The organism is Thioclava sp. DLFJ5-1, assembly GCF_002020115.1.
Taxonomy (GTDB): Bacteria; Pseudomonadota; Alphaproteobacteria; order Rhodobacterales; family Rhodobacteraceae; genus Thioclava; species Thioclava sediminum.
Window position 1 is genome coordinate 919,698 of record NZ_MPZU01000001.1, and the last position, 23,265, is coordinate 942,962.

Genomic DNA, 23,265 nt, shown 5'->3' on the forward strand with positions numbered 1-23,265 from the left:
CCGACCCGCTACTGACGCGCCCTCTCGACATCCGCGAGGAGCGCGTCAGGAGCGATCCCGCGTTTCTCCGCACTGGCGCGGACGGCTTGCTGCAGTGATTTGCTACGGCTCAGCAGACGACGGAAGCGGGCTTCGTCCAATTCCAGAAGAGTCGACGGGGTGATCGCGCGCACTTCGGTCCTGCGCGTCCGTCTCATCAGGATCGACAGCTGGCCGAACATCTCGCCGCGACCCAGCCGCCACGTCTGGTTGGCAGCCTCAACCTCGACCGCCCCGGAGGCGATGAAAAACACGCTTTTCGCGACGCTGTCGCGGCCGAGAATGACCTCCCCCGCGTTGGCGTGCCGCGCCTTGAGCAACCGGCTCAAGCGTTTCTGGTCCCGAGCATCGAGACCGGAGAACAGCGGAAACTGCCGAACGAGCTCGATGCGCCGCAGCGCGATATCGAGCTTGGGGCGATCCTCCGCGCGTGACCGCTTCTGGGCAAGGGCGGCCCGGAGCTTGGTGTAGACCTCATCGCCGATCAGGCCGTCTTCGCGCATCGTCTCGTATTCGCGCTCCTCCAGCCGCAGCGCGGTCCGGCGAATGATGCGCCGTTCGAGCTCTTCGGCGTAGCCGGGATATTGCAGACGCAGCCCCTGCAGCGCGGTTTCGACGATTTCGATGCGGCGCGACAGCAGGTCAGAGAGCAGGTCGCTCACGCGCTTGCCATGAATGCGGCGGATGCGGCCGCTGATGAAGCCGCCGAGATCACGCAGCACCAAACGCTGCGACAGGAGCATCTCGAACCGGTCCGCCGTCATCCGCGCGAGGGGGCGCGACAGGTGAAGGCGGCGATGAAGAATATTCGCGACGCGGAACCCGAAGCCATATTTAACGCTGCGCCGCGCGATCCGGTTATAGCCGTGCCGCCCGTCCGCGCGCGCGCCCTCGATCAGACGGTCGGCATTCGACAGAACCTTTTCGGCGATGCGAGAGGCGATCGTCCGCTCCCGCACCCGCATCAGGATGGTGTCGCGTTCATGGCCAGCGAGCGCGATGAGCCCCAGGGTAATGCGGTCGCGGTCGTGGATGTCCTGACTGTCGTCGGCGGCCTTGACCGCGCCCTCCAGCCGCTCCCCGAACCGCTTGGCTTCGGAGCGGACGACGTCTCGGCTGAGTTCGTAATTCTCGGTGGTTCGTGCGAGGTCTTCGCGCACTTTCTGCAGCGAGACGGCGACCACCTGACGTGACAGCGCATCGTCGATCGGCGACAGCCGGTCCAGCCCCAGCCGACCGATGATCCAGCGCAGCGTGGTGCCCTGCCCGATCAGCGTGAACAGGGTGAAGCCGGTGGCGAGGATGCCGACCATGCGTTGCACCTCGTCGGGGACGCGGAAACTCTCGGTCACGGCCAGCGCAAGCGCAAGCGTCACCGCCCCGCGCAACCCGCCCCAGAGGATGGCGACCCGATAGGGCCGTTCGACCGTGGGGGAGACCCGCAGCGACGTAAGCAGCGGCAGAAGCCCGAACAGGATCACCGCGCGCGCGAAAATGGATGCGAGGACCACAACACCGACGAGGGCGATATCCCCGATCCGGATTTCCTCCAGAAGTCTCGGGATCAACAGCGCCGCGAGAACGAAGATGAGGGCTCCCGCCCAATGCGCCAGGACGCCCCAGAGCTCGCGCAGATTGATCCATGTCTGCGGTTGCAGACGTCCGGGCCCGGTCAGGTTCAGCGTCAGACCGGCTGCGACCACCGCGATGACACCCGAGGCGCCGATGCTTTGCTCCGCGCCGATATAGGCCAGGTAAGGCAGTGCCACCGAAATCGAGAGCTGGGCAAGCTCATGGCGCCGGAAGAACGACATCATCCCGACGGCGATCCGCGCGCTCAGCCAGCCCGTGAACGCGCCGCCGAGGATGAGATACGGAAACCGGGCGAGCGCATCGCCCAGCTTCGGATCGGGCACGCCCATCATGACGAAGCCCATGAAAAGCCCGAACAGCGCGATGGCCGCGGCATCGTTGAGCAGGCTTTCCCCCTCGATGATCCGCGACAGCCTGCGCGGGGCAGAGATCGAGCGGAAGATCGAGACGACGGCGGACGGATCGGTCGTGGACACGATCGCGCCGATGAGCAGGCACGCGGTGAGCGGGATCGAACTGACCCAGGACAGCGCGTAACCGACGCTAAGGGTGGCCGCGACGACCGCCACCACCGCAAGCATCAGGATCGGAACCCAGTCGTCCAGCATCCTGCGCAGATCCATCCCCAACGTCGCCTGAAACAGCAGCGTGGGTAGGAACACGTAGAGGAACACGTTCGAGCGGATCGGCAGGTTCAGGATCGCTTCCGCCACCGGGTTGAGCGCGTCGGTCAGCTCGGTCCGGAGGAAAAACACAGCCGCCACACCGATGAGAATACCGATGCCCGCAAGGATCACGCTGAAGGGCAGACGCAGCCGCGCGGCCAATGGCTCCGCCACCCCGATGACGAGGAAAAGCGACGCGACAATCGTGGTGATGACGACGATATCCATTCAGTCGAAATACCACGCTGATCGGCGGACGCACGGGGAATTGAAAGGTTTGGACACTTTGCGATCGGGAAACAAGCACGCCCCCGCCGAGAGAGGCGGGGGCGCTTTGTAGACTTGAAGTCAGATCAGGCGACGAGCTTCGCCGTCATCTCGACGAGGCGTTTCGCCTGATGGGCGATCGCGGCCTTGCCAGCCTCGTCGACGCCCCCGGCATTGGTCGAGAAGCCATAGGGGTTGCCGCCCGCATTGAAGATCGCCTCGTCGGTATAGCCCGGCGGAACGATGACGCAGCCCCAATGCATGGCCGTGGTGTAGAGGCCGAGGATCGTCGCCTCCTGCCCACCATGTGCGTTCTGCGCGCTGGTGGTCGCGGTGAAGGTCTTGTTCGCCAGCTTGCCCGCGCCCCAGAGCCCGCCCAGCGTGTCGATGAAGGCGCGCATCTGGCTCGCGGAGACGCCGTAGCGGGTCGGCCCGGAGAAGAAATAGCCCTCGGCCCATTCCATGTCGTCGGCGGTCACTTCCGGAATATCGCTCATCTTCTCGAGCTGGCTCTTCCAGGCGTCCTGCCCTTCGACGACGGCTTTCGGGGCCGTCTCGGGAATGCGGCGCAGGCGCACCTCGGCCCCGGCTGCCTCGGCGGCTTCCGCTGCCGCCAGTGCGACGGCGTGGTTGGTGCCATAGGTGGAATAAAAGACGATTGCGATCTTCGGTTGTGCCATTTCTAACTCCTGTGTTGGGAAGGGTCTGAGGGGCAACGGCGCCCTCAGCCGTGTTTGATGAACGTGCCGTTGTTGAGTTCAGTCAGCGCCTGACGCAGTTCGTCTTGCGTGTTCATGACGATGGGGCCGTGCCATGCGACGGGCTCCTGGATCGGGCGACCGGTCATCAGCAGGAAGCGGAGACCTTCGTCCCCGGCCTGCACCGTGATCTCGTCGCCCGCGCCGAAGCGGACCAGCGTGCGGTTGCCGGTCATGTCGCGGATATTCAGCTCCTGCCCGCGATATTCCTTCTCGACCTTGATGCCGACCGGATCGCTGGCGTCGCGGAAGGTGCCGGAACCTGCAAACACATAGGCGAGCGCATTGGAGTGCGTGTCGACCGGCAGCACCTTGCGGCGTCCTGCGGGGATCGACACGTCGAGCAGCATGGGATTGGCGGCGATACCGTCGACCGGGCCGGTCTTGCCCCAGAACGAGCCGATGATGACCTTCACGGTCGTGCCGTCATCGTCGCCTTCGATCGGGATGTCGCTGCCGGTGATGTCCTGATAGCGCGGCGCCGTCATCTTGAGCGCGCCGGGCAGGTTGGCCCAAAGCTGGAACCCGTGCATCTGCCCCTTCGCGTTGCCCGAGGGCATCTCCTGATGGACGATGCCGGACCCGGCGGTCATCCATTGCACGCTGCCCGCGCCGAGAAGACCGCGATTGCCGAGGGAATCCGCGTGCTCCACCTGGCCGTCGAGAACATAGGTAATCGTCTCGATGCCCCGATGCGGGTGCCACGGGAAGCCCTTGGAATAAAGGCGCGGATCGTCGTTGCGGAAATCGTCCATCATCAGGAACGGATCGGTCAGCGACGGATCGCCGAAGCCGAACACGCGATGAAGATGAACGCCAGCGCCTTCGAGCGCGGGTTGCGCTTGGCTGGTGGCCGAGACAGGTCGAAAAGTCATGGGAGCCTCCAAATATCGTTGGTGATAGTGTGGGGCTTCCCGTGGAAATTTGAATTAGCGAAGGTCCCGCATGTCCTGTGCGCAAGCGCGCAGACGGGCAAAGGTTCCGCAAAAAGAACCGGGCCACCCATGGGCAGCCCGGTCGTCTTTTGCCTTAGCTGATCCTCTCGGGATCAGATGTTACCCTTGGACAGCTCCCCGGCGATGAAATCCGCCTGCCGGATCGCGAGCGCCACGATGGTCAGCGTCGGGTTCTCTGCCGCACCGGTCGTGAATTGCGAGCCGTCCGAGATGAACAGGTTCGGCACGTCATGGGTCTGGCCGTGCTTGTTCACCACCCCGTCGCGCGGGTTCTCGGACATCCGGTTGGTGCCGAGGTTATGCGTCGAGGGATAGGGCGGCGTCGGGAAGGTCCGGGTCGCCCCCACCGCATCGTAGATCGCAGCGCCACGGGCATAGGCGTGATCGCGCATCGCCCGGTCGTTCGGGTGATCGGTGTAGTTCACATTCGCGACCGGCAGCCCGCAGGCGTCCTCGACCTCATGGTTGAGCGTGATGCGGTTGGTCTCCTGCGGCATGTCCTCGCCCACGATCCACATCCCGGCCATGTTCTCGTAGCTGTCGAGCGCAGTCGTGAACTCGCGCCCCCAGCCGCCCGGATCGAGGAAGGCCGCCATGAAGGGCAGACCGAGGCTGAGCGTCTCCAGCTCGTAGCCGCCGACGAAGCCGCGCGAGGGATCGTGGCGCGCCTCGTCACGGACGATGCCCGCCATCGTCGTGCCGCGCCACATCTTCACCGGCTTGTCGAAGACGCCATAGACCGAGCCCGTAGTGTGACGCATGTAGTTGCGCCCCACCTGCCCCGAGGAGTTCGCAAGCCCGTCGGGGAACATTGCCGAATGCGAATTCAGGAGCACGCGCGGGCTCTCGATCGAGTTGCCCGCGACGCAGACGATCTTGGCCTTCTGCATCTGCAGATTGCCCGCCTTGTCGAAATACTCGACCCCGGAGGCCATGCCCTGATCGTCATGCAGGATGCGGGCGACGTGGCAGTGATCGCGCACCTCCAGATTGCCGGTCGCCTCGCCGCGCGGGATGTCGGTATAGGCCGAGGACCACTTGGCGCCCCATTTGCAGCCCTGAAAACAGAAGCCCGTCTGCTGGCACGCCATCCGGTCGTCATAGTCGATCGAGTTGATCGCCATATGCCCGGTATTCACTTCCGCATAGCCAAGCGCCTTCGCGCCTTTCTCCAGCACCTTGAAGTTGTTGTTGCCCGGCAGGCCCGGACGGTCGCCGGTGCGGGTCACACCCAGCTTCGCTTCCGCCTTGTCGTAATAGGGCGCAAGCTCCGCCGGATCGATCGGCCAATCGAGCAGGTTCGCCCCGTCGACATTGCCGTAATGGGTCTTCGTCTTGAATTCGTGGTCCTGAAAGCGAAGGCTCGCGCCGGCCCAGTGGATCGAGGTGCCGCCGACCGCTTTCACGATCCATGCGGGCAGCCCCGAGAAATCCTTCGCGACGCGCCAGTCGCCGCTCGTGGTGCGCGGCTCGGTCCAGGCAAGCTGGCCAAAGCTTTCCCACTCGTCGTTGATGTAATCCTCGGGCAGATAGCGACCGCCCGCCTCGAGCGCCACGACCTTGACGCCCTTCTGCGCCAGTTCGTTGGCCAGCACGCCGCCGCCCGCGCCGGTGCCGATGATGACAACGACGCTGTCGTCGCTCAGATCAAATTTCGCAACCATGTCTGCCTCCCTTACAGCCAGTCGATGTCGTCAAAACCGCGGTTGATGTAGCCGCCCTTAGAATAGGACTCGCCCTCGTAGCCGAAGACCGGCCAGACCGCTTTCTGGTTGTAGAGACCTGTCACCAGACCGCCCCGGATCTTCTGGAAGAAGGGGCTCTCCTCCATGCCCCGCAGGATCGCGACGCGATCCTTCTCCCAGCCCGTCTCGAGGTAATTCGCGAAACCCTTGCCGCGCGCCGCCGCATCGAGCGCGGCGATCCCCGCTTCGATCTCCGGCGCCGCATCGGCGGTGTCGTAGCCCTTCACCGCGATGACATAATACTGGTCGTCGACCTTGTCGTGCGGGTAGATATCGCGCGCCATCTGCACGAGCGTCGCGAAGGTCGTGGGCTTGAGCGCCGAGAGCTCGGTGGCCCAGGCGGCATTGCGCGCCGCCATGAACCCCGAACCCACGACGAAGCTCGCCCCCGCCACGGTTGCCCGCGCCAGCAGCTGCCGTCTGGTCAGCCCTTTCGAGCTTGCCTTGGTTGCCATTGTCGTCTCCTCCCTGATGTCTCCCTTAGGAAAATCTCACTTGAAGCGGCCTTCGCGCGCGAGCACCTCGATCTGGTATCCGTCCGGATCGGCCACAAAAAAGAACTTCGCGACGACCTCCCCTGCCGGCGCGAATTCCACGAGTTTGCGAGGCGCGAGGCCCTCCGCCTCGAAGCGTTTGTGTTCGGCTTCGAGATCATCGACCGAGACCGCGAAATGGCCGTAGCCATCGCCGAGGTCATAGGGCTCGGTGCGCCCCTTGTTGATCGTCAGTTCAAGCTCGAACTCGCTCTCGGGATTGCTCAGATAGACGAGCGTGAAATCCGGAAAGTCGAGACGGTCGGCGACCTTGAGGCCGAAAGCCTTGTCGTAAAACGCGACCGAGCGGTCCTCGTCGAGGACACGGATCATGGAATGAATGGATTTTGCCACCGCTTGCTCCCGCTGTAGTGCTGTCAGTTGTCCTGAGAGCCTAGCAGCGGGCCGCGGTGGGGCGGGTAGTAGGTCTATACTACCCCTGAAGAATGTTTGTCGTCAGGCTTGCGCTTACTCTGCCGCGACCGCGAGCGGGGCGCGATCGTTCGAGATTTCCATGAATTTCAGGCACGCACAGCGCAGCAGCGACGTGAAGTTCGACGGCTCCCCGCGCAGCTCCAGCACTTCGGCATGAAGCGTCGAGATGAAGGTCGGCGTGGACACCCCATCGCGCGCGGCGATCTCGTCGAGAATGTCCCAGAACGCGTTCTCGAGCCGGATGCTCGTGCTCTGGCCGTTGAGCCGCAGCCTGCGCGTCTCGCTGGAATAGCGCTCGGGGTCCTGACCCGCGAAAACATGGCACATATCGTCTCTCCTCCCTCAGATCCGATTGCCGAGGCGAACCAAGATTCACCCGAGACTCAAGAATATGGTCAATCCGGGGCGGGTCAATCGTGTTGTGACGGGGGCGTGGCTGAGCGCGTCGGGCTATGGGGTCGCCGCGAACCCTCCCACGAGGTCACGCGCCACGCGCTCTGCCGCCGCCAGCGCGCCTTCCATGTAGCCGCCCATCTCGGGCGCGGTCTCCGACGACGCGAAATGAACCCGCCCGTCATGGAGCCCGCGCAGCACCGGCGGCAGGCCGTAATCGGGGTGGAACCTGAGCGGTTCGAGATCGGCCTCCGTCGCCGTCTCGGGCGCGACGGCCCAGTCTTCGAGCGCATAGGTTAGCGGCTTGGCCGCCTCCGGCCCGAAGACCCGGCCAAGCTGTTCGAGCGCGGCCGCTTTGACCACCTCCTCTTGCCCGATCCGCGCCCGCGCCGGAACACCCAGAAAGCCGAAAAGCGCCGCGGGCGTGCCCTCCGGCCCGGACGCATCGTGGATTTCCGCCAGCGGCCCGCGCTGGCTCATCGCATCCCCCGTCAGCCCGGCCTCGCGCCAGAACGGTCGCTCGTAGAGGGCTACGAATTTCGCGTGCCCCGCCATCCAAGTCGGGATCGCGCGGAGCGCCTGCCTCTGCGCATCGCTCAGCTGCGGCGCGAAAGACATCTGCGCCGCGACGCGGGGCGGCACGGCAAGCACGACATGCTCGGCCTCGCAGGCCCGGCCATCCTCAAGCGTGACCGAGGGCCCTGCCCCGATCCCGACGACGCGCGACCCGGGATGAAGCTGCGCGGCGGGAAGGGCGGCGGCAAGCGCATTCGTCAGCGCGACCATGCCGCCTTCGAGACGCCACGACCCCGCCATGCTGGCAAAGCCCATATTGCGGTGAACGTCGCCGCTCGCATCTTCCAGCGACACCGCGCCGTGCGCGAACTGCTCGAACTTGCGCAGGTTCAGCGCCTCGGTGAGCGCGGCGATCCGGGGTTGCCCTGGCCAGAACCATGACGGGCCGAGATCGACGCTGCCCTTTGCGGTTTCAAGCGCCTTGATCCGGCCGCCAAAGCGCGGCCGCGCCTCGAACAATTCGAAAGAGACACCGCGCGCGTGCAGATCCCGCGCGAGCGCCAAGCCCGCGAGCCCGCCGCCCACGATCGCGACCTGCGTTTTCATCGAACACCCGTCATGTTGAGAAATGGATTCCCATCACTGTTCCGGCGCGGCAACGAAGCGCAGATGCCCCGTCTTGATCCAGAACTCGGCACCGCCCGGCCCGGCCTGAACCTGCAGCGATCGATCCACGGGCAGGCGCAGCCACGATCCCTCGCGCAGGTCATCGCCGCCTTCGGACAGCGTCCCGCCCAGCACGAGCAACTCCATCCCGCCCGGATCATCGAGCGAGAGGCTCGCATTCGGCGCGAGCCGGAAGTAGCGGACGATCTCACGCGCGTCGCGATGAAGCTCAGCGCATTCGACGCCCTCGCCGGTCTGGGCCAGATCGGCCCGCATATCCTTGTGAAACTGATTGCGGTCGTCAGGGTCGAACTGCCAGAGCTTCACGAAGATCGTGCAGCCACCCTCCGATCCCGGCCGGTGCCGGGTCTGCGGCGGATTGCGCACGTAAGTCCCCGCCGGATAATCGCCGCTCTCGTCCTGGAACACGCCTTCGAGCACGAGATATTCCTCGCCGCCGCCATGCGTGTGCGCCGAGAAACTATGCCCCGGTGCGAAGCGCACGATGCTCGTCGCCCGCGCCACCTCGTCGCCGATCCGGTCGAGCATCCGCCGCTCGACACCCGCCGACGGCGAGCCGTGCCAGTCGAGCGTGTCGGAATGAACGAGCACGCGCTCCGAGAATTCCGCGTTGATTTCCATCTGTCCTCCGAAATGTCTGCCCCAACCCGGGTTGGACTGTCGCACCGCCCCTAAGCCGCGCGTAACTCGGAGCTATGCTCGGAAGGCAGAATTTCAAATGCCGCGGAGCCGCGAAGTCCCTCGGCTATTCGACGCTGCGCAGATCATCGAGCTGAACCGAGATGACCTCGCCGGGATAATCCTTGGGTTTCGGCAGCTCCGCAATCAACGTCGTCGGCCCACGTCCGGCCTGCGCCACAGCCTGTCCGTCGGGACCCGCGATCACAGACTTGCCACCGAAGTCGATATCGCGATCAGGTCCGGCGTAATTCGCATAGACCACGACGGCCGCGTTCTCATTCGCGCGCGCCCGCACGAGCAGATCGGGGACGTGATCGTAGCCAACCGGGTTCGCCGTCGGCACGAGGATCAACTCTGCCTTCGCTCTCGCCAAGGTCCGTGCGTGTTCCGGGAACTCGATATCGTAGCAGATCAGCAGGCCGGTCCGGATCCCATTCAGCTCGAAGACGGGCGGCGTTTCCGTCCCGAAGGCGAAACTCGCGCGCTCCATCTCGCCAAAAAGCTGGATCTTGCGATAGTGCCCGACCCGCGCGCCTGTCTTTTCGAGCACAGACGCCGCGTTGAACACGTCATCGCCCAGCCGTTCGGCCCAGCCATAACAGATCGCGCAGTCGTATTTGCGCGCGATATCGCCCATCGTGGCGCACCACTCTGCGCCGAGGGGCTGCGCCTGCACGCGATGGTCCTCGGGCCGATTGTAGCCGGGCAGGATCAGCTCGGGCAGCACGACAAGATCGACGCCGAGCGAGGACAGGCCGCGCACCCATGCCTCGATCGTCGTAAAGATCTGCGCCGGATCAGAGGAAAGCGGGTGCGGCTGGACGAGCGCGATTCTCATGTTTGTCTCCATTCTCGACAAACAAGCGTATCGCTTGCGCCGCAGCCCGTCACCCTGAGCAAAGCCGGAAAACTCTGCCTACGGGCGACAGACGTCTGGAGAGAGGGTCAGGACGAAGGCAGCCGCGAGAACCTGTCCAGTTCAATCAAGACAGGAGTTTCGCCTTGGCCTCCCGCAGGGCATGCGCGAGTTCGAGATAGCCGGCATTGCCATTATTGAGATGCATCAGCTCATAGTGGTCTGCCCAGTGGTCGATCCGCGCACGCGGCACACGGTCCGACCACGCACCTCTGCGCACCCGGATGGCCCCGTCTTCCAAGCACTCTACTTCGATACGCGTTTCGATCATAACGATCTCCATCTCTAACTCGTCAAGGGCGCAAGAGGCTCGCGATACAGCCGGGGCCCTCCCGAAAATAACATTTTTGCGAATAGACAATTGTTGCGAATAACCCACTGGTAACAAAGGAATGCGACTCCGCGCATTGCGGATTTCCTCAGTTTTTTCCGCGGTAACAGTGAATTGACTCACGGCGTGCCGAAATCCCCCCTGAGTTGAATGTTCAGCGGGTGGTCCGGCAGGGTCAAATTGGAGTGTCGGGCCTTCGCGCGAGAAACGAAGCCCCCCGATTTGTGCCCCGATTTAGAGCGATCCGTGCGACAGTGCTCCCCATCAGCATCAGCCCGGATCGGACGCCATCAGACGTCGGATGCCGCAACTGACCGCCTAAGCCGATCCTTCAAACCCGCTTTGCGAGAAACGCCGCAGCAAGATCCGGTGTGGCGATCTGGGGATAATCCGCCTCGGCAATCGCGACGCCGAAGCGCTGGTTGAGCGCGATCACGAGGTTCAGGATATCCATCGAGTCGAGTTCGAGATCGTCCTGAAGATGGTCCGATCCCGCGATTTCGGCAGGGTCGAGATCAGGGGCGACGCGCACGAGTTCCTCGATATAGGCGCTGCGGATTTCGTCTTCGGTCATAGCTCCTCCGGGGTTTGCAGCTTCGCGTCGATCGCGGTCAGAAATTTCGAGCCCAGCCGCCCGTCGCTCACACGGTGATCGGCGGCCAGCGTCAGCGTCACGGCCTGCGCGGCAATCACTTCGCCGTCGCGCACCAGCGGCTGCGGGCCAGGCGCACCGGCCGTCACGATGGCGACCTGCGGCGGCACGATGATACCGGCCATCGCCTCGACCCCGCTTTCGCCGAGCGCCGAAAAGGTCAGCGTCGCCATGCTCATCTCCGAGCTTTTGAGCCGCCCGGCACGGGCGCGCATCGTGAGGTCGCGCATCGCCTCCATCAAATCCTGCAGGCTCTTCTTGTCGGCATCGAGGATTGCGGGCGCGACAAGCCCGCCGCCCCTGAGCGCGATGGCCAGCCCGAGATGGATTGCCGCGGAGGGCGTAAAGCCCTCTTTCCCGAAATGCCCGTTCACCGCCTTTTCCTCGCGTGCCGCCAACGCCATGGCCTTCATCAAGAGCGCGCCCATCAGGATGCGCTCTTCGGGCGGGCGGTCGGCATTTGCGGCGCTTAGCCAGTCGCTCGCAGCGCTGAGGTCGACCGTGTGGGTGACGTAGTAATGCGGGATCTCGCGTTTCGACCGGGCCATCGCGGCGGCGATAGCCTTGCGCATCTCGGCGAGATAGGCGCCGCGAACTTGCGCAGGAGACGGTGCCGCGGCGGGTTTCGTCATCTCGACATCGGCGAGGATGATCGCGCCTCCCGGCCCGCTTCCGGTAAGGCTCTCCAGCGCGATCCCCAATTCCGCCGCTCGCGCCTTGGCGGCAGGTGATGCTGCGATGCCTGCTCCGGTGGCGGCAGGCGGAGCACTTGGCGGCGCTGCTTCTGCAACGGGCGCGGCAGGTTCGGCGCTGGCCTGCGGCGCGACTGGCGGCGCTTCCTCCGAAGGGTGCTCCCCGGCCTCCCCCGGTGCCTGAATAACGGCGAGCGGCGCGCCGACGGGCAGGCTCTGCCCCAGTTCGGCCACCAGCTTTTCGACCACGCCATCTTCGAAAACCTCGATCTCGATCGCGCCTTTCTGGGTCTCGACCACCGCGACGATATCGCCGTGCTTGACCGTATCGCCGGGCTTCACCAGCCATTCGACCAGCTTGCCCGCCTCCATATCCGCGCCGAGCGAGGGCATCTTGAAAACGGCCATCGCGTCACCCTTTCCCAAGCGTCGCCTTCACGGCGGCCACGATGGCGGGCACCTGCGGAATGGCGGCGTCCTCGAGATGTTTGGGATAGGGGATCGGCACCTCGGCGGAACACACCCGCCCCACCGGCGCATCGAGATGCCAGAAGGCCTGCTCGCCGATCCGGGCCGCGATCTCGGCCGAGAGCGAACCGGACCGCCAGCCCTCGTCGACGATCACCGCGCGGCGCGTGCGCGCAAGCGAGGCCATGATCGTCTCGTCATCGAGCGGCCGCAGGGACCGCAGGTCGACCACCTCGGCTTCGACCCCCTCGCCTGCCAGCGCTTCGGCGGCCTCAAGTGTTTTCCACAGCGACCCGCCATAGGTGATCAGGCTGACATCCTTGCCCGCGCGCCGGATCGCGGCCTTGTCGATATCGACCGGCCCGGCATTCGCCGCGATCTGCCCGGTCATGTTGTAGAGCATGACATTCTCGAAAATCAGCACCGGATCGGGATCCTCAATCGCGGTCCAGAGCATCCCGCGCGCGTCCTCGAGCGTGGCGGGCGCCAGGACCCGCAGCCCGGGGATATGCGCATACCACCCTTCAAGAGAATGGGAATGCTGCGCCGCCAGCTGCTTGCCCGCGCCAGTGGCGAGACGGATCACCACGGGCGCGCCGAACTGCCCGCCCGACATGTGCCGGATCGTGGCGGCGGTGTTCATGATCTGGTCGAGCGCGAGCAGCGAGAAGTTCACCGTCATCACCTCGACGATGGGGCGCATCCCCGCCGCCGCCGCGCCAATTCCAGCCCCGGTGAAGCCGGACTCCGACAGCGGCGTGTCGCGGATACGGTCTTCGCCAAATTCGTCCATCAACCCTTTCGAGACCGCGTAGCACCCCCCGTAAGCGCCCACATCCTCACCCATCAGGAAAACCCGCTCGTCGCGGCTCATCGCGTCGCGGATGCCCTGCTTGACCGCCTCGCGATAGGTCATCTCGACGGTCTCGGCGCTAGGTTCGGGCGGCGCGGGCAGCGCCGGGCGCTCCTCGGCCATGACGTGCCGCGTGAGGGTCTCGAGCGGCTCCCACTCGCTCGCTTCGGCATAGGCGACGGCGGCGGCGATCTCATCCTCTACGCCGGCCTCGATCTGCGCGACCTCTTCGGGATGCATCAGCCCGCTCTCGAAAAGCCAGGACTGGAACCTCACGATCGGCCCCTTCTCGCGCCACGCGGCCACCTCGTCCTTGTCGCGATAGAGCTGGGCGTCAAACATCGAATGCGCCCGGAACCGGTAAGTAAGGCATTCGAGAAAATAGGGTTTGCCGGTTTCACGGATCGCGGCGAGCGCGCGACGGGTGGCCGCCTCGACCGCGACCACATCCATCCCGTCGACCTGTTCGGTCACCGTGCCATAGGCCGCTGCCTTGCGCCGGATATCGGTCTCGGCCTCGGTGCGCGCCAGGGCCGAGCCCATCGCGTAGCCGTTATTCTCGCACACGAACAGAACCGGCAGCGACCAGAGCTGCGCGAGGTTCATCGACTCGTGGAACTCGCCCTCGGCCACCGCGCCTTCGCCGAAGAAGCAGGCGGTGACATTGGGCGCACCCATCATCCGGTCGCGCAGCGCGAGGCCCACGGCCAGCGGCAGCCCTCCCCCCACGATCGCGTTGCCGCCATAGAAATTGCGCTCGGCGTCGAAGATATGCATCGAGCCGCCCCGCCCGCCCGAGGCGCCGGTGGCCTTGCCATACATCTCGGCCATCACGCGCTCCATAGGCACGCCGCGCACCAACGCATGGCCGTGTTCGCGATAGGTGGCCACCACGCGATCCTCGGGGCCCAGCCGCGGGATCACGCCAGAGGCCACCGCCTCCTCGCCATCGTAGAGATGGAGGAAGCCGCGGATCTTTTCCTGCGTGTAGAGCTCGGCGCATTTATCCTCGAAATGGCGCACACGGATCATCGCCGTGAGCAATTCGCGGATGTGGTCATGGGTCAGATGCGGTTTATCGGCAGTCATGTCTCGTCACTCTCCAGCGTCGAAATATCGCCTTCCGGCAGGCCCAGCTCGCGCGCTTTCAGCAGACGGCGCATGATCTTGCCCGAACGGGTCTTCGGCAGGGTTTTGCGGAACACCACCTCGCGCGGGGCGACCGCCGCGCCGAGCTTCTTGCGCGCGAGGCCCCGGATGTCGCGTTCGAGGTCCTCGGAGGGCTCAAACCCCGGATTGAGCGCGACATAGGCCTTCACGACCTCGCCCGCGGTCTCGTCGGGCAGGCCGATCACGGCGGCCTCGGCCACCGCCGGGTGCTCGATCAGCGCGCTTTCGACCTCGAAAGGGCCGATCAGGTGGCCGGAGGATTTGATCAGATCGTCTGCGCGGCCGACGAACCAGAAATACCCGTCCGCGTCGCGCATCGCGAGATCGCCCGAGAGATACCAGCCATCCACGAAACACTTCTTGTAGCGCGCCTCTTCGTGCAGATAGGCGCGCATCATCGAGGGCCAGCCGGGGCGCAACGCCAGTTCGCCGATCTCGCCGGGTTTGCACTCGCGCAGCCCCTCATCGACACGCTCGACGATCCCCGCCTCGATCCCGGGCAGCGGCTTGCCCATCGAGCCGGGATGCACATCCATCGCGCGGGTATTGGCGATCATGATGCCGCCGGTCTCGGTCTGCCACCAATTGTCGTGGAAGGGTTTACCGAAGACCTCGTTGCCCCAGACCACGGCCTCGGGATTGAGCGGCTCGCCCACCGAGGCCATGAACCGCAGCTTCGAGAAATCGTAAGGCGCGGCTGCCTCTTTCCCTGCGCGCATCATCATGCGGATCGCGGTGGGCGCGGTGTACCAGACCTCGATTTGCTCGCGCTCGAGAATGCCATACCAGCGGTCGAGATCGAAATCGGCCTCGTCGATGACCATCCGCACCCGGTTCACCAGCGGCGAGATGATCCCGAAGGAGGTGCCCGTCACCCATCCCGGATCGGCGGTGCACCAGTAGCGCGTGCCCGGCGTCAGTTCGAGCGCGTAGCGCCCCGCGGCGACATGCATCACGACTGCATTATGCACATGCACCGCGCCTTTCGGGCGGCCCGTGGTGCCGGAGGTGAAATGGATCAGCGCGGGATCTTCGGGTGCCGTGCGGACCGTCTCGAACTCCTCCGAGGCCGTCGCCATCGCGGGGCCGAGTGCGACGCAATCGTCGGGCGCCTCGTCGCCGATGATCAGCACCAGTTTCAGGGACGGGATCTGGTCGCGCCACGCCGCGATCTTGCGACGGTAGATCGACGCGGTCGTGATCAGCGCATTGGCCTCGCCAATCTCGAGCCGCGTGCGCAAGGGCTCGGGCCCGAAGGCGGAAAAGAGCGGCGAGAAGATCATCCCGGCTTTCAGCGTGCCCAGCGCCGCGACGTAGAGATCGGGCACGCGCCCTGCGAGACCGAAGAGCCGGTCGCCCGGTTTCAGTCCGTGGCTTTTAAGCACATTGGCGAAGCGTGCGGTCCGGGCGGCGAGGTCGCCATAGCTCAGGCTTTCTTGCGCGCCGTCCTTGCCGAGCCACAGGATCGCCTCGTCACCGCCGTGCCCCGAGGCGACATGCCGATCCACCGCCTCGTAGGCGATGTTCAACCCGCCATCGGGAAAGCCGTCGAGCATCGCCCGCGCGGTGTCCCAGGTGAACGCCTTGCGGACCTCATCGGTCAACGTTGCGGCTGCCCGTTCGGCATCCGACTTCTGGATAATCGCCCAAGTCATCACGCCTCCTCCCAAGGTGATGCCAGTCGATGGGCCGCCCCCTGTCACGAACGGCCATAATCTTGCCTAGGCGAAGACAGGAGGCAGTTTCATTGATGTGGCTCAACGCGGGAGCGGAAATTATCTGCGGGTTGCGCGCGATACGACCAGATGCCCCAGCAGCGGCGGCAGCAGGCTCATCGCCCCGGCGAGCGTCAGCCCCGCGATTCCGGGCGACGGCAGCTGCAGCACATCGGAGAGCCCCGGCAGCCACAGCGCCCCGGCGATCAGCACGAGACACAGGACAAGCGCCCCCCAGACATAGGGGTTGCGCGTCACATCGTTGCGCAGGGCGTGGGTGTCGGCCTCGCGCATGTTGAACACGTTCCACAGCTGGCCCAGCGCGAGTGTGACGAAGGCCACGGTGACGGCGGCGGCGGGCGCAAGCTGCAGACCGTAGAGCGCGCCTCCGAAAGCCAGCATCGTCGCCAGCGTCACGATGACCCCGAGCGCAATGATGCGTCCCCATTCCCTGCGCGCGAGGATCGGCTCGGCGCGGTCACGGGGCGGGCGGCGCATCTCATGGCCGTCCCCATGCCCCAAACCGAGCGCCAGCGCGGGGAAGACATCGGTGACGAGATTGAGAAACAGGATCTGCAGCGGCAGGAGCGGTGAAGGAAGCCCCACTCCCACGGCGATCCCGACCACAAGGATCTCCGAGAGATTGCACGACATCAGGTAGACGATGAACTTGCGGATATTGCCGAAGATCACCCTGCCCTGTCGCACCGCCTCGACGATGGTCGCGAAATCGTCGTCCTTGAGCACCATATGTGCGGCCTCGCGGGCGACCTGGGTGCCGCGCTGGCCCATCGCGATGCCGATATCGGCTTTCTTCAGCGCCGGCGCGTCATTCACCCCATCGCCCGTCATCGCGACAGTCTCCCCCTCGCGCTGATAGAAGCTGACGAGGTCCAGCTTCGTCGCCGGAGCCACGCGGGCGAAGACGCTGGCCTTGCGCAGGCGGTCGAGCGTTTCCTCCGGGGCGTTTTCCAGATCGAGCCCGGTGAGGTCTCGCCCCTCGATCGACACCGCACCGTTTCCGCTGATCCCGGCATCCTTCGCGATGCGCGCGGCGGTCTCGGCATGATCGCCTGTCAGCATGATCACCCGGACCCCGGCGCTCTGGCAGGCCGCGATCGCGGGGGGCACATCCTTGCGCAACGGATCGGCGAGGCAGGCAATCGCGACAAGCGTCAGCCCCTCATAGGGCGCGTCCTCCGCCCCGTCCGTCCGCTTCATCGCGAGGCCGATCCCACGCAGCCCCTCGCTCGCAGCGTCCGCGTTTCGCGCGATCCAGTCGGCCTTGTCTTCGGCGCTCAGAGGGCGCGGGCCTTCCGCCCCCAGAACCTCGGAGCAAGAGGCGATCACCGCCTCGGGCGCGCCCTTCACCGCATAGAGCGCGCCTCCGTCCGGCAACGCATGGACGGTCGCCATCATCAGGCTGTCGCTCTCGAACGCATGTTGGAGCAGGCGTGGCTCCGCTTCGTCCTCGGTCACCCCCGCCTGTCGTGCCGCACTCAGCAAGGCCAGTTCGGTCGGGTCGCCGATCCGGCCCTCATCGCCATCGCCCAGCTCGGCATTGTTGCACAGCATGCCGATCTTCAACGCCGCACGCAGAAGGTCCTCCGCGATACCGGTCTCCGGCCCATCCAGATCCACACTCCCCCCGTCGAGCAAGACCTGCACCACGCTCATCCGGTTCTCGGTCAGTGTCCCGGTCTTGTCCGTCAGGATCAGCGTCGTCGCCCCGAGCGTCTCGACCGAGGACAGGCGGCTGATCAGGGCATTGCGCTGCACCATGCGCCACATCCCGCGCGCAAGCGACAAGGTGGCCACAACAGGGATGCCTTCGGGGATCGCGGCCACGGCAAGGGCGACCCCGGTCTGGATCATACTGGTGAGCGGGTGGCCCTGCGCCAGCCCCGTCACGATGATCGCGATGGCAAGAACGATCGTCAGCCAGACCAGTCGCTGCCCGAGCCGCGTCAACTGGTGTTCGAGCGGTGTGGGTTCCGTGCTGGCCGCCATCGCAAGCTGGCTGATCTTGCCGATCTCGGTCTCCATGCCGGTCCGCACCACCACGCCGGTTCCGGCCCCCCGTGTGACGGCCGCACCCTTGAACCCCATATTGGTGCGATCCCCCAGCACCGCATCGGATGGTAGCGGTTTGGTGGTCTTGAGCACCGGAAGGGACTCGCCGGTCAGCACGGATTCGTCGCAATGAAGCCCCGACGCCTCGACGAGCCGCAGATCGGCGGTCACCACATCGCCCGCTTCGAGCATCACGAGATCGCCCGGCACGAGATCGCGTGCATCCACCTCGATCAGCATTCCGTCCCGACGGACGCGGGTGCGGACCTCGGCGACGCTGAACAGCGCCTCCATCGAGCGCGTGGCGCGCAACTCGGTGAAAAACCCGATCGCGCCGTTCAAGAGCAGCACGACGAGGATCGCCAGCGCCTCGACGATATCGTTGATGACCAGCGAGAATATCGTTGCCAGAACGAGAAGCGCGACGATCACCCCCTGAAACTGATGCAGCAGGATGCGCAATGCGCTTCGGGGCTTGGGACGACGCAGAGCGTTCGGGCCGTGGCGCGCGAGGCGCGTGGCGGCTTCCTGAGCGCTCAGCCCGTTCGGAAAAGGGACGGACAGTCGCGCGATCACCGCCTCGGCGGTTTCGGCAAAAGCTGGCGCGGCGTCGGTATCCTGCATCACGAGGCCTTCAGTCATCCCGAGGCGATGGTAAGCCTTTCGGCAGGCAGCGCAATCGCTCGGACCTGTGTAGGGATGCCACGGGTCAAACTCGCCTCTGCCCCCGTCCGCCTCACCCGTGATTCACAAATCGTTGATCGAGATCAATGACGTCCTGCGCCTGTCGTCTCAGCCTAAATCTCGTGTCGGGCTGCGATCATGGACCGCGAACTCGACCGGGAGGAGGAGGAAAACATGCACATTTGTAAAGCCATGATGGCGGCCGCGAGTGTCGCCGGCGCGCTCTCAGCGAGCGCGGCGCGGGCGGATGGCACGGTCGAAGTCCTGCACTGGTGGACTTCGGGCGGCGAGGCCAAGGCCGTCGGAGAACTGAAGAAAGCCTTCGAAGCCGAGGGCGGCGAATGGATCGACTCGCCGATCGCGGGCGGTGGCGGCGATGCCGCGATGACGGCGCTGCGCGCCCGCGTTGTGGCCGGGAACCCGCCGACGGCCGTGCAGCTCAAGGGGCCGGGCATCCAGGAATGGGCAGAGCAAGGCGCGCTCAACGACGTCCAATCCGTCGCGGACGAAGGTAACTGGGATGCGGTCCTGCCACCGGCGCTGGCCGAGATCATGAAATACCAGGGCAAATACGTCGCCGCGCCGGTCAACATCCACCGCGTCGACTGGATGTGGGCCAACCCCGAGGCGCTCAAGAAAGCAGGCGTCGAAGAGATGCCCACGACATGGGACGAGTTCAACGCGGCCGCCGACAAGCTGCAGGCGGCGGGTATCGTGCCGCTCGCCCATGGTGGTCAGCCGTGGCAGGACGCGACGCTGTTCGAAGACGTGGTACTGGGGATCGGCGGCGCCGATTTCTTCCGCAAGGCGCTGGTGGAGCTCGATCCGGAGGCGCTGACCTCGGACATGATGGTCAAGTCTTTCGACCAGCTGCGCAAGCTGCGCGGCTATGTCGATCCGAACTTCTCGGGGCGTGACTGGAACCTCGCGACCGCGATGGTAATGCGCGGCGAGGCCGGGTTCCAGATCATGGGCGACTGGGCGAAGGGCGAATTCCTTGCTGCTGGCAAAGTACCGGAACAGGATTTCCTGTGCTGGCCCACGCCGGGCAAGGGCTTCGTGCTGAATTCGGACAGCTTCACCTTCTTCAAGGTGGAGGGCGAGGACCGTATCGAGGGCCAGAAAGTGCTCGCACGACTGATCATGTCGCCCGAGTTCCAGAAGGTGTTCAACCTCGCCAAGGGGTCGATCCCGGCGCGCACCGACGTGCCGCTCGACGATTTCGACGCCTGCGCCAAACGCTCGCATGCCGATCTGCTGGCGGCGATCGAGAACGACACGCTGGTGCCGTCGATGGCGCATGAGATGGCGGTGCCGCGCTCGGTGCGGGGTGAGTTCCTCGATCTCGTGACCGCTTTCTTCAACTCTGACATGAGTTCTGAGGACGCGGTCAAGCAACTTGCGGCCGCGATCAAGCGCGCGCAGGAAAACTAGAGCCTGCAATGCCCGGAGGCACGGGGCCCATGGCAAGGTTCGGGCGGGCGCTGGAACGGCGCCTGCCCGCGATCGTGGTCTCGCCGCTTTTCGCGGCGAGCCTGTTCTTCGTTTACGGCTTCATCCTCTGGACGGCCTATATCTCGCTGACACGGTCGGGGGTGATGCCCAACTACGAGTTCGACGGGTTGAGCCAATATGTCCGGCTCTGGGAAACGCCACGCTGGTATGTGGCGATCCGCAATCTCTTCGTCTTCTCGGGCCTGTTCATCTCGATCTCGATGGCGATCGGCATTCTTCTGGCAATCCTGCTCGACCAAAAAGTGCGCATCGAGGGGGTGATCCGCACGATCTACCTCTACCCGATGGCGCTCAGCTTCATCGTCACCGGCACGGTCTGGAAATGGATGCTGAACCCCGGCCTCGGGCTGGAGCGGCTGATGCATCAGGCGGGCTTCGAGAATTTCAGTTTCGACTGGCTAGTGAACTCTCATTACGCGATCTACACGGTGGTGATCGCAGCCGTCTGGCAAAGCTCCGGCTACGCGATGGCACTGTTTCTGGCGGGGCTCCGCTCGGTCGATGACGAGGTCCTGAAAGCGGCGGCGATCGACGGCGCGGGGCTGTGGCGCACCTATACCGGGATCGTGCTGCCGATGCTGCGGCCGGTGTTCTTGTCCACCGTCATCATCCTCGCCCATCTCGCGATCAAGAGCTTCGATCTGGTGATCGCGCTGACCGGCGGGGGGCCGGGCTATGCGACCGACATGCCCGCCACCTTCATGTATTCCTTCGCCTTCCAGCGCAGCGAGCTGGGCGTGGCGGCGGCGAGCGCCACGATGATGCTGATGACGGTCATCGCGATCATCGTGCCCTATCTCTACTCGGAACTGAGGAAGACCAGCGGATGAGGCAGCGCAACACAAGCGGGATCGTCCAACGCAGGGGGCTGCATCACAGCCTGATGCGCGCCGTGCTGTTCGCCGTGCTCGGGGTGTTCTGCATCTACTACCTGATCCCGCTTCTGGTGATGATCTCGACCTCTCTGAAATCGCTGACCGAGATCCGGGAGGGCTCGCTGATCAGCTTGCCGAAAGAGTTCGACTTCAGCGCCTGGGAGAAGGCGTGGAACAGCGCCTGCGTGGGCGTACGCTGCAACGGGCTGGCACCCTATATGTGGAACTCGGTGATGATGACCGTGCCGGCGGTGGCGATCTCGACGATACTCGGCGCGCTGAACGGCTATGCGCTGACCAAGTGGCGCTTTCGCGGCGCCGACACGATCTTCGCGCTGATGTTGTTCGGCGCCTTCATCCCGTTTCAGGTGATCTTGCTGCCGATGGCGCGGGTGCTGGGCCAGCTCGGCCTTGCGGGCACGATCCCGGGGCTGATCCTCGTACACACGGTCTATGGCCTCGCTTTCACCACGCTGTTCTTCCGCAACTTCTTCATCGGGGTTTCCAGCGGCATCATTCAGGCGGCGAAGGTCGACGGGGCGGGCTTCTTCGGCATCTTCTTCCGGCTCGTGCTGCCGATGTCGCTGCCGGCCATCGTGGTGACCGTGATCTGGCAGTTCACCCAGATCTGGAACGACTTCCTGTTCGGCGTGGCCTTCACCATCGGGGACAGCAATCCGGTGACGGTGGCGCTCAACAACGTGGTGAACACCTCGACGGGGGTGAAGGAATACAATGTCGACATGGCCGCGGCGATCATCGCGGCGCTGCCGACGCTGGCGGTTTATGTCGTCGCCGGAGCCTGGTTCGTGCGCGGGCTCTCGGCCGGAGCGGTGAAAGGGTAGCAATGGCAGCGGGAATTTCCCTTCAGGGCGTGCGCAAACGCTTCGGAACGAACGAGGTGATCAAGGGCATCGACCTCGAGATCGAGGCGGGCGAATTCATCGTCCTCGTCGGGCCCTCGGGCTGCGGCAAGTCCACCCTGCTCAACCTGATCGCCGGGCTCGAGACGCTGAGCGACGGCCATATCGAGATCGCCGGGCGGCTGGTCGACGACACCCCGCCGCGCGACCGCGACATCGCGATGGTGTTCCAATCCTACGCGCTCTACCCGACCAAGACGGTGCGCGAGAACATCACCTTCGGGATGCAGACCCGCCACGTCCCGCGCGCCGAACAGGCCACCGCGGTCGAGGAGTTCAGCACGCTCTTGCAGATCCACCCCTATCTGGACCGCAAGCCCGGTCAGCTTTCGGGCGGCCAGCGCCAGCGCGTCGCGATGGGCCGCGCGCTGGTGCGTAAGCCCGAGGTCTTCCTGTTCGACGAACCCTTGTCGAACCTCGACGCCAAGCTGCGGATCGAGATGCGCACCGAGATCAAGAAGCTGCACCAGCGGCTGGGCAAGACCGTCGTCTATGTCACCCACGACCAGATCGAGGCGATGACGCTGGCGACCCGGATCGCGGTGATGGATAACGGCCATATCCGTCAGGTGGCCGAACCCGGAGAAATATATGACGATCCGGTCGACCTCTTCGTCGCGAGCTTCATGGGGTCGCCGTCGATGAACATGCTGCCCGGTGCCCTGCGGCGCGATGGGCAGACGGGCGCGCTTTCGGTGGAGGTGGCCGAGGGCACGGCGGGGGCGCTTCGCTTTCCCCTGCCTGCGAGGTTCACCGAGCGGGTCACAGCCCCCGATGGACACAAGGTCGTTCTGGGGCTCCGGCCCGAGGCGATCTTCATGGCCGGAACCGAACTGCCCGGCCCCGACCGTTTCGTCTTTGAACGCCCGGTCGACCTGGTCGAGCCGACCGGCCCCGACACGATGATCGTCTTCGCCCTTGGAGAGACCGAGGTGATCGCCCGGGTCCGCCCGGAAGACGCCCTGCCCCCGGGTTCCCCCTTCAGCTTCGAGGTCGATATGGGCAAGGCCAAGGTCTTCGATGCCGAGACCGGCCTGCGCCTGTGACGCGGACCTTCGTAAGCCCCCTAAAGCCCCCCCGCGCCGATTGGCGCAACGCGGCTTTCGGCTATCGTCTTCGCAAGAGGAAAA

Annotated in this window: 20 protein-coding genes; 4 read left to right on the plus strand and 16 right to left on the minus strand. The window is 65.1% G+C overall.

What is annotated here, in order from left to right; translation table 11 throughout:
- Nucleotides 1–8: 8 nt before the first annotated feature.
- The 16 genes from BMI86_RS04410 to BMI86_RS04485 all read right to left on the minus strand — a co-directional run bounded on the left by BMI86_RS04410 (nucleotide 9) and on the right by BMI86_RS04485 (nucleotide 18,780).
- A complete protein-coding gene (locus BMI86_RS04410) occupies nucleotides 9–2,525 on the minus strand; it encodes a cation:proton antiporter (RefSeq protein WP_078539918.1) in 2,517 nt (838 codons plus the stop codon).
- A gap of 125 nt (nucleotides 2,526–2,650) precedes the next feature.
- On the minus strand, nucleotides 2,651–3,244 hold the full coding sequence (gene wrbA, locus BMI86_RS04415) for an NAD(P)H:quinone oxidoreductase type IV (protein WP_078539919.1): 594 nt from the start codon (nucleotides 3,242–3,244) through the stop codon (nucleotides 2,651–2,653).
- 44 nt (nucleotides 3,245–3,288) lie between these two features.
- Nucleotides 3,289–4,197: a pirin family protein gene (locus tag BMI86_RS04420; RefSeq protein ID WP_078539920.1), complete on the minus strand. Its 909-nt coding sequence runs from the start codon at nucleotides 4,195–4,197 to the stop codon at nucleotides 3,289–3,291.
- A 173-nt stretch (nucleotides 4,198–4,370) separates the two neighbouring features.
- Entirely contained in the window at nucleotides 4,371–5,942 is a 1,572-nt protein-coding gene (locus BMI86_RS04425; protein WP_078539921.1) for a GMC family oxidoreductase, read from the minus strand.
- 11 nt (nucleotides 5,943–5,953) lie between these two features.
- Nucleotides 5,954–6,478 (minus strand): Twin-arginine translocation pathway signal, encoded by a 525-nt coding sequence (locus BMI86_RS04430; protein WP_078539922.1) that lies wholly within the window; start codon nucleotides 6,476–6,478, stop codon nucleotides 5,954–5,956.
- Between the two features lie 36 nt (nucleotides 6,479–6,514).
- On the minus strand, nucleotides 6,515–6,910 hold the full coding sequence (locus BMI86_RS04435; protein WP_078539923.1) for a VOC family protein: 396 nt from the start codon (nucleotides 6,908–6,910) through the stop codon (nucleotides 6,515–6,517).
- Nucleotides 6,911–7,024: 114 nt separating this feature from the next.
- Nucleotides 7,025–7,318, minus strand: a complete 294-nt coding sequence (locus tag BMI86_RS04440; RefSeq protein ID WP_038079934.1) for a ribbon-helix-helix domain-containing protein — start codon at nucleotides 7,316–7,318, stop codon at nucleotides 7,025–7,027.
- A 123-nt stretch (nucleotides 7,319–7,441) separates the two neighbouring features.
- Nucleotides 7,442–8,506, minus strand: a complete 1,065-nt coding sequence (locus tag BMI86_RS04445) for an FAD-dependent oxidoreductase (protein WP_078539924.1) — start codon at nucleotides 8,504–8,506, stop codon at nucleotides 7,442–7,444.
- Between the two features lie 33 nt (nucleotides 8,507–8,539).
- The gene (locus BMI86_RS04450; RefSeq protein WP_078539925.1) at nucleotides 8,540–9,208 is read right to left on the minus strand and encodes a cupin domain-containing protein; all 669 of its coding nucleotides are present in this window, start codon (nucleotides 9,206–9,208) and stop codon (nucleotides 8,540–8,542) included.
- 124 nt (nucleotides 9,209–9,332) lie between these two features.
- Nucleotides 9,333–10,106 (minus strand): carbon-nitrogen hydrolase family protein, encoded by a 774-nt coding sequence (locus tag BMI86_RS04455; protein ID WP_078539926.1) that lies wholly within the window; start codon nucleotides 10,104–10,106, stop codon nucleotides 9,333–9,335.
- Nucleotides 10,107–10,251: 145 nt separating this feature from the next.
- The gene (locus BMI86_RS04460; protein WP_078519881.1) at nucleotides 10,252–10,455 is read right to left on the minus strand and encodes a hypothetical protein; all 204 of its coding nucleotides are present in this window, start codon (nucleotides 10,453–10,455) and stop codon (nucleotides 10,252–10,254) included.
- Between the two features lie 391 nt (nucleotides 10,456–10,846).
- Nucleotides 10,847–11,089: an acyl carrier protein gene (locus BMI86_RS04465; protein ID WP_078539928.1), complete on the minus strand. Its 243-nt coding sequence runs from the start codon at nucleotides 11,087–11,089 to the stop codon at nucleotides 10,847–10,849.
- The gene (locus tag BMI86_RS04470) at nucleotides 11,086–12,267 is read right to left on the minus strand and encodes a dihydrolipoamide acetyltransferase family protein (RefSeq protein WP_078539929.1); all 1,182 of its coding nucleotides are present in this window, start codon (nucleotides 12,265–12,267) and stop codon (nucleotides 11,086–11,088) included. Before BMI86_RS04470 ends, BMI86_RS04465 begins: the two co-directional genes overlap by 4 nt.
- Before the next feature lie 4 nt (nucleotides 12,268–12,271).
- A complete protein-coding gene (pdhA, locus tag BMI86_RS04475) occupies nucleotides 12,272–14,269 on the minus strand; it encodes a pyruvate dehydrogenase (acetyl-transferring) E1 component subunit alpha (RefSeq protein WP_078539930.1) in 1,998 nt (665 codons plus the stop codon).
- Nucleotides 14,266–16,005 carry an acetate--CoA ligase gene (gene acsA / locus BMI86_RS04480; RefSeq protein ID WP_078539931.1) on the minus strand — a complete coding sequence of 580 codons (1,740 nt, stop codon included), beginning with the start codon at nucleotides 16,003–16,005 and terminating at the stop codon, nucleotides 14,266–14,268. Before acsA ends, pdhA begins: the two co-directional genes overlap by 4 nt.
- A gap of 120 nt (nucleotides 16,006–16,125) precedes the next feature.
- A complete protein-coding gene (locus BMI86_RS04485; RefSeq protein WP_078539932.1) occupies nucleotides 16,126–18,780 on the minus strand; it encodes a cation-transporting P-type ATPase in 2,655 nt (884 codons plus the stop codon).
- Between the two features lie 216 nt (nucleotides 18,781–18,996).
- On the opposite strand from BMI86_RS04485, the gene BMI86_RS04490 reads away from it, so the two are divergent.
- Genes BMI86_RS04490 through ugpC form a run of 4 tightly spaced genes read left to right on the plus strand, consistent with a single transcriptional unit; the run spans nucleotide 18,997 to nucleotide 23,181 of the window.
- A complete protein-coding gene (locus BMI86_RS04490; protein WP_078539933.1) occupies nucleotides 18,997–20,256 on the plus strand; it encodes an ABC transporter substrate-binding protein in 1,260 nt (419 codons plus the stop codon).
- A gap of 29 nt (nucleotides 20,257–20,285) precedes the next feature.
- Entirely contained in the window at nucleotides 20,286–21,167 is an 882-nt protein-coding gene (locus BMI86_RS04495; protein WP_078519888.1) for a sugar ABC transporter permease, read from the plus strand.
- Complete coding sequence (locus BMI86_RS04500; protein WP_078539934.1) at nucleotides 21,164–22,057, plus strand: carbohydrate ABC transporter permease; 894 nt, start codon at nucleotides 21,164–21,166, stop codon at nucleotides 22,055–22,057. Before BMI86_RS04495 ends, BMI86_RS04500 begins: the two co-directional genes overlap by 4 nt.
- 2 nt (nucleotides 22,058–22,059) lie before the next feature.
- Nucleotides 22,060–23,181 carry a sn-glycerol-3-phosphate ABC transporter ATP-binding protein UgpC gene (ugpC, locus tag BMI86_RS04505; RefSeq protein ID WP_078539935.1) on the plus strand — a complete coding sequence of 374 codons (1,122 nt, stop codon included), beginning with the start codon at nucleotides 22,060–22,062 and terminating at the stop codon, nucleotides 23,179–23,181.
- Nucleotides 23,182–23,265 lie beyond the last annotated feature (84 nt).